Annotated in this window: 4 protein-coding genes; all 4 read right to left on the bottom strand. The window is 57.0% G+C overall.

Annotated features, from left to right (window positions below; all coding sequences use genetic code 11):
- Positions 1 to 2,399: beta strand repeat-containing protein (locus OEZ71_RS20190; RefSeq protein ID WP_263741898.1), on the bottom strand; the 2,399-nt coding region annotated here is incomplete at its 3' end.
- Between the two features lie 502 nt (positions 2,400 to 2,901).
- On the bottom strand, positions 2,902 to 3,753 hold the full coding sequence (locus OEZ71_RS20185) for a calcium-binding protein (RefSeq protein WP_263741897.1): 852 nt from the start codon (positions 3,751 to 3,753) through the stop codon (positions 2,902 to 2,904).
- Between the two features lie 579 nt (positions 3,754 to 4,332).
- Positions 4,333 to 6,555, bottom strand: a complete 2,223-nt coding sequence (locus OEZ71_RS20180; protein WP_263741896.1) for a M10 family metallopeptidase C-terminal domain-containing protein — start codon at positions 6,553 to 6,555, stop codon at positions 4,333 to 4,335.
- A 165-nt stretch (positions 6,556 to 6,720) separates the two neighbouring features.
- Positions 6,721 to 6,924 (bottom strand): hypothetical protein (locus OEZ71_RS20175; RefSeq protein ID WP_263741895.1); only part of this gene is annotated, 204 nt, incomplete at its 5' end.

The following is a 6,924-nucleotide window of genomic DNA, read 5'->3' as shown; positions in this document are numbered from 1 at the left end:
CGACCGAAAAGCGTGTCGTCATCGGCTCCGCCCAAGAGGCTGTCGGCCAGGCCACCACCATCCAGGGTGTCGTTACCAGCGCCGCCGTCGAGCGTGTCAAAGCCAGAATTGCCGGTAAGCTGGTCGTTGTCGTCTTCCCCTTCAAGCAGATCATTTTTATTCCCGCCGATAAGCGTGTCATTACCGGCATTGCCAACAAAATAATGACCAACGCCGTTACTACCAGTTACGTGATCGCCCCAATCGGACCCCCAGATATTTTCGATGGAGATCAAAGTGTCGGTATCACCGAACGTGTCGATACCCGTACCAGCGACGAGATCAACTACGACACCCTGAAAGCCGCCCATGGGTGCAGTGTTGTGGTAGGAGGCCCAATCAGTGACACCAGCACCACCATTAAGCGTGTCGTTGCCAGCCAGACCGCGGAAGGCCTGTTCGCCACTGGCTCCGGTCATCACATCAGCAAAGTTCGTTCCCCGGATGACCTCAATTCCTGTGAACGTATCAGTGCCGCCGAGGCCATCGTTTACTGTCCCGGCCTGTGCTCCCGTGAAGGTCACGACGATGCCCGTCACCGGATTGTCCCAGTAGTAGTCCAGGAGATCGAAGTCCGCGCCGCCGTGGATCGTGTCGTTGCCCGCGCCGGCCTCGAAATAGTCAAAGCCCGCGCCGCCGGTCAGGGAGTCATTTCCATCCCAGCCGATGAGTTCATTGTTCCCACCGTCACCGTTGATTGTGTCGCCGAAACTGGTGCCCCGAACCCGCTCGATTCCCAGCAGGGTGTCAGTATTGCCGAAGCCGTCCGTCGCCGTGCCGCTGGCAAGATTGACCGTTACGCCTTGAAACCCTCCATTGTTTTCGTCGCGATCGTACCGCACCTCGTCACGGGTTCCGGCTCCGCCGTTCAGCGTATCATTGCCGGCACCGCCGAGCAGCCGATCATTTCCGTCACCGCCGGACAGGCTGTCATTGCCCTCCATGCCTTCGAACCACTCGTCGCCTGTCGAACCGGTCATCGTGTCGCCAAAGACCGTGCCTTCGAATTCTTCGACCGAAATGAACGTATCTGTGCCGCCCAGGCCATCGGTCGCCGTACCGCTCGTGGCCGTCGTGAAGGTAATGACAACGCCCGAGGCCGGGTTGTCCCAGTAGTAAGACAGGTAGTCGTTGTCCGCGCCGCCATCGATCGTGTCGTTGCCTGCACCGGCCTGGAAATAGTCGAATCCCGCGCCGCCACTTATGGAATCGTTACCGTCCCGTGCCTGAAAATCATTGTTGGCGCCGTCACCAACAAGGGTGTCGTTGAAATTCGTGGCGCGAATCCGTTCTATTCCGATGAGCGTGTCTGTATTGCCAAAACCATCAATTGCGATACCGGTTGCAAGGTTCACGTTGACGCCTGCATTGCCGCCATAGTTGGCGTCACGGTCGTAGCGCACCCTGTCACGGTTTCCGGCGCCGCCATCGAGCGTGTCATTGCCTTGCAGGCCTATCAGCGTATTGTCACCGGAATCGCCTGTAATTGAATCCGCATGCAGGGATCCGCGGACATCCTCGATACTGATCAGCGTGTCCGTCCCCCCGAACCCGTCCGACGCCGTGCCTGTGGCAAGGTTTACGACGACGCCGGATGCGGAATTTTCATAGGTGACCTGATCACCATCCGCTCCACCGTCGATTGTGTCGTTCCCGGCATCCCCGCGCAGGTAATCCGAACCATTTTCGCCAAAGATCTCGTCGTTTCCTGCGCCTGCAAAAATTTCATCGTCGCCATCGCGCCCTTGGAGGATGTTGTCACCACTATCGCCGAATATGGTGTCGCCAAAGTTCGAGCCGCGCACCCTTTCGATTCCGATCAGGGTATCCGTGTCTCCGAAACCGTCTGTCGCGGTGCCTGCGGCAAGGTCGACATAGACGCCGGACATGCCACCGTAATTGCTGTCCCGGTCATAGCGCGCCATGTCTCCGGTTCCAGCGCCGCCATCAAGCGTGTCGTTACCCTGCAAACCCATCAAAACGTTATTGCCGGAATCGCCCGTTATTGAATCGGCCTGCATGGATCCGCGCACAGACTCAATGCTGATCAGTGTGTCCGTGCCGCCAAGACCATCTGAAGCTGTTCCCAAGGCAAGGTTTACCACCACGCCAGAGGTAGAGGAATCGTATGTGATCTGGTCGAAGTCCGCGCCACCGTCGAGCGTGTCGTTTCCGGCATCCCCGCGCAAATAGTCATCCGCTGCGCCACCGAGAATTGTATCGTTCCCGTTGCCGCCGTAGATCTCGTCGTCCCCATTGAGGCCTGACAGGCTGTCCGCACCATCGAACCCCTCGATTACGTCGGCGGAATTCGTTCCGACCAACGTGTCATTAAGGTTTGTACCAGGAATATAGGCCATGTCCCCCCCAATAGATTTTTAATCGAGTATCTGTACGAAACAGGCACCCTGACGACCGCGTGAGTTTTTATGCTCAAACCTCAACATGGTTCCGGTCATCCATATTTTGTCGCCGGAACTCTGTGTTGGTTGCCAGTGGGAAGCTTTGTATTAGCACCCCATTCGCAACAATTTTCTTTGAGAGGGATGGCGGAGATAAAGCGACAGCTCATCACCACCGTTATTCAATTGAGCCAAGTGAGTTCAATTGATCGGAAGTTTTACAAACAACCGTCAGAAATCATAGCACCCCTACCCAACGAAAGATGATGCCTCAATGAATTCTCTTTTTCAAGTGCGTTCAGAGCGCGACGTCCGGGGATGCAAAACCTGGTCGAATTTGCGTAGCAAGAAGCAAATGCACCTGCTCAAGGTTTGAATAGTGCCATACCGGAGTCATTACTTTGGCCAGCCGAGTCAGAGAACCGCCGTAATCTTTGCAGCGCTTGCTTGCGCTACTGCACTACCCGAACACGAAATCACTCGCGTCGATGTCGCCCGGGTTGATCCCGATCAGCAGAACGCTGACATCCGAGAACGTCACCAGCGTGTTCGGCCCTGACGCCGCCACCGTCACACCGCCGAAATCGACGGCCCCCGACGTGATCCGGATCAGGTCCAGCCCGTCCTCGAAATCCATGATCCGGTCGAACCCGTCGCCGGTGGCAAACACGAACTCGTCCGCCCCGGTGCCGCCGTTCATCCGGTCATCGCCCGTCCCGCCCTCGATCCGGTCGGCATCGCCGCCGCCGAAGATACGGTCGTTGTCCGCGCCCCCGAGGATCGTGTCGGCACCCACGCCGCCCACCAGACGGTCGAGCCCGGCACCACCGTGGATCCAATCCGCACCACCGTCCCCGTTCAGCGAGTCATTGCCCAGCCCGCCGGTCAGCGTGTCGAGATGCGCGCCGCCAAAGGCCCGGTCATTGCCATCGCCGCCATCGACGCTGTCATTGCCAGCCGCACCAAAGAGCCAGTCGTCATCGGCCTCGCCCATCAGCGTGTCGAACCCGTTGCCGCCCCTTAGCGTATCGTTGCCAATCCCGCCCCAGAGCTGGTCCACACCACCGCCGCCATCGAGCGAGTCATTACCGTCGTCGCCGTAAAGCGAGTCATTGCCCACGCGACCGAAAAGCGTGTCGTCATCGTCTCCGCCCATCAGGCTGTCGGCCAATCCTCCACCATCGAGCTTGTCGTTGCCTGCGCCGCCGTCAAGCGTGTCAAAGCCGCCGTAGCCGTTTAGCGAGTCATTCCCATCGTAACCGAATAAAACGTCAGATTCTGTGCCGCCGTAAACAAAGTCGTCACCGGTCATCACAGTGATAACACGGTTCAAACTGAGATCACCCGGGTTGGTTGGATCCACAACCAGTTGGGCACCACCAGAAAATCCGACCGATTGGACATTGTAATAATTGTTGACCGTAAATGGCGTCTGAAAACTCGTCGCGTAGGTTAGAAAATCAACATAGAACAAGCCGCCGATCAAATCTCCGTATAGATGCACATATAGCCCGCTGGAGGTGTCTAGGAAGACCATCTCGCTTTTGGGCGGATTGGTTCCCAGAATCGGTCCGGATCTCAAGAGAACAAGATTCGCTTCAAGTCCGACAGTAGCAGTGCCATCAAGTAGGATCGGCTGATCCTGGTTTACCAGCGCACCTGAAGTACCCCAAATAATCGCCATCCCCTAAACCTCCAAAACGGGTTTTCTGGCGTTCTGTTCAGTTCGCGTTCCCTTACCACAAGCATATCATACTAATTTTTGGCGAGCGAGATTGAGCGCCACATAAGAGACCGAGTACGACTACCAGACAAAATCGGCAGCAAGAGATTACATTTGAACAAATCGGCGCGCCGATGTCGCAAAAGGAGCACCCGCTTTGCGGCGGGTTTACCCGAACACGAAATCGCTGGCGTCGATGAGCGAGACATCGACGTTGCGGATCAGCACGCTGACATCGGAGAAAGTCACCAGCGTGTGCAGCCCGCCGACGTCGCTTGTCGTGACGTCGCCGAAATCCACAGCCCCCGCCGTGATCCGGATCAGGTCCACACCATCCTCGAAATCCATGATCCGATCGAACCCGTCACCCATCGCGAAGACGAACTGATCCGCCCCGAGGCCACCGTTCGAACGGTCATCGCCCGTCCCGCCCTCGATCCAGTCGGCATCAACGCCGCCGAAAATCCGGTCGTCGTCCGCACCGCCTAGGATCGTGTCCGCCCCGACGCCGCCCAGAAGCCGATCGATCCCGGCATCGCCTTGGATAAGGTCTGCGCCGCCATCGCCATTCAGCGAGTCGTTGCCGAGCCCACCGGTCATCGTGTCGAGATGCGCGCCGCCAAAGGCCCGGTCGTCGCCGTCGCCGCCATCGACGCTGTCATTGCCCTGCGCGCCGAAGAGCCAGTCGTCATCGGACTCGCCCATCAGCGTGTCGAAACCGTTGCCGCCCAGCAGCGTGTCATTGCCGATCCCGCCCCAGAGTTGGTCGATCCCTCCGCCGCCATCGAGCGAGTCGTTGCCATCGTCGCCGTAGAGGAAATCAGTGCCGACACGACCGAAAAGGGTGTCGTCATCGGCTCCTCCAGAAAGCGTATCACTCTGGCCGCCGCCATCCAGCGTGTCATTCCCGATGCCGCCATCCAGCGAGTCAAAACCTGCATTGCCACGCAGGTCGTCTGCGCCGCCACCACCGAAAACGCGGTCGGCGCCTGCATTACCAGTAAGGATATTGTCCGCCGTGTTGCCGATGATGGTATCGTTGCCCAATCCGGCCTGCACGTTTTCCAGGACCGTACCAAGGGCGATGGACAGGTTGCCGACGCCGCCATAAACGTCAGAAACCGCACCTGATGTTAAATCGATATGCTGGTTGTTGGTGTCAGAGCGCAAATCTAGAAGATCGATTCCTCCTTGGTCGACTATCGTCATTGTGATCGGATTGACCAGAGTATCGGCAGCAATCATTTGGCTAACGATCGCGTAGGTTCCGCCGGCATTGGAGTTTTCACCATAGATGGTATTGCCGGAACGTAGGTTCGGATCAACGCCGTACATTGCCTGGATCGCGATGATGTCTGCGATCATCGGGGTAACGGCGAAGGCAAAAGACGCGGCGATGTATGAATTGTTGAGCTGATCAAAATACGACATCACCGTCGCTTGCCAGCTGTCGTTAAGATAGTGATTGTCGGTCCCGTATGAGGCGTCAATGTTGTAGTTACCTGCATGGCCGAGACCAAGCGCATGGCCGATCTCGTGGATGAAGGTTAGCAGCGAATAGCTGTCAAAGTTCGTGCCGTAAGTGTTTGTCCAACTGGTATCGACATTTATGGAAGCCTGAATAATGGTCGAACCGCTTATGCTGGGAAAAGTGGTGTAGGCGCCGGCAAACTGGTCATCGATCACGATATCCGCAATCGCTCCGCTGGCGAGAGTGGTGTTAAAAAAGATGCCTGAGGCCGTAGACCAAGCATCGAGCGCCCAGAGTGCAAGTTGCCGTGCAGGCGCGGTCAAGCCAGAAATATCGACATCGAGGGCGTCGCCGTAGGAAACCGAGAAACTCCGAACCGTCTCACCGACATCCTGCCAGAAGCCGGCCCTCAGGTAGTCGGCGATCTGCTGATATGAAAACACAGGGGTAGTCGTCATGGTGCCGGAACTGACGTTGATCTGGTAGGTTCCGGTGTACTGCGATGCAAAGGTGTCTGCTTCGATGTAATAGGTTCCGGTTGTGGCGACCGAAAAAATCATCTGTGACGAAAAGTCCCCGCTCCAAAAATCTTCGTCGTCATTGTCACCCAGCAAGAAGCCGCTGTCGTTGTAAACCCGCAGATAGGTATCAAGTCCCGCTGATCCGCCGGTGCCGTAAAGGTCGATCACATAAGTCTGCCCCGCCATAAGGTCGATGCGGATCCAGTCGGTGTCGCCAATTGTAGCGATCGTGCCGTCGAAAGTATCACCCGGTGAAATCGTGTAGGGAGTCGACGTGCTTGCAGGAGCATCCGCAGTCTCAGAAAAAGGTGAAAAAAGTGTGAGACTGAAACCACTTGACGCACTTTGGTTAGACGACTCAACCGCCAAGGGAATCGATGCTTTGATATGTTTGGGCAAGAATATACTCCCTTCCCTATGCACCCATATGACCGCTTTTATCCGACGCCATTTTCAACGGTAGAGTGCGGTCGCACTTTTTTGATAACTGTCATAGTAACAGCTGTGACTACAAACGACTTCTGTGCCCTCCCACCGTGCAGGCGATGCGAGCGTTCCTGCTCCCTACCCGAACACGAAATCACTCGCGTCGATGTCGCCCGGGTTGATCCCGATCAGCAGAACGCTGACATCCGAGAACGTCACCAGCGTGTTCGGCCCTGACGCCACCACCGTCACGTAGCCGAAATCCACGGCCCCCGTCTTGATCCGGATCAGGTCCAGCCCGTCCTCGAAATCCATGATCCGGTCGAACCCGTCGCCCGTCGC

The organism is Albidovulum litorale (genome assembly GCF_025751495.1).
GTDB classification, from domain to species: Bacteria; Pseudomonadota; Alphaproteobacteria; order Rhodobacterales; family Rhodobacteraceae; genus Albidovulum; species Albidovulum litorale.
This window is presented reverse-complemented; position numbering and strand designations above follow the sequence as displayed.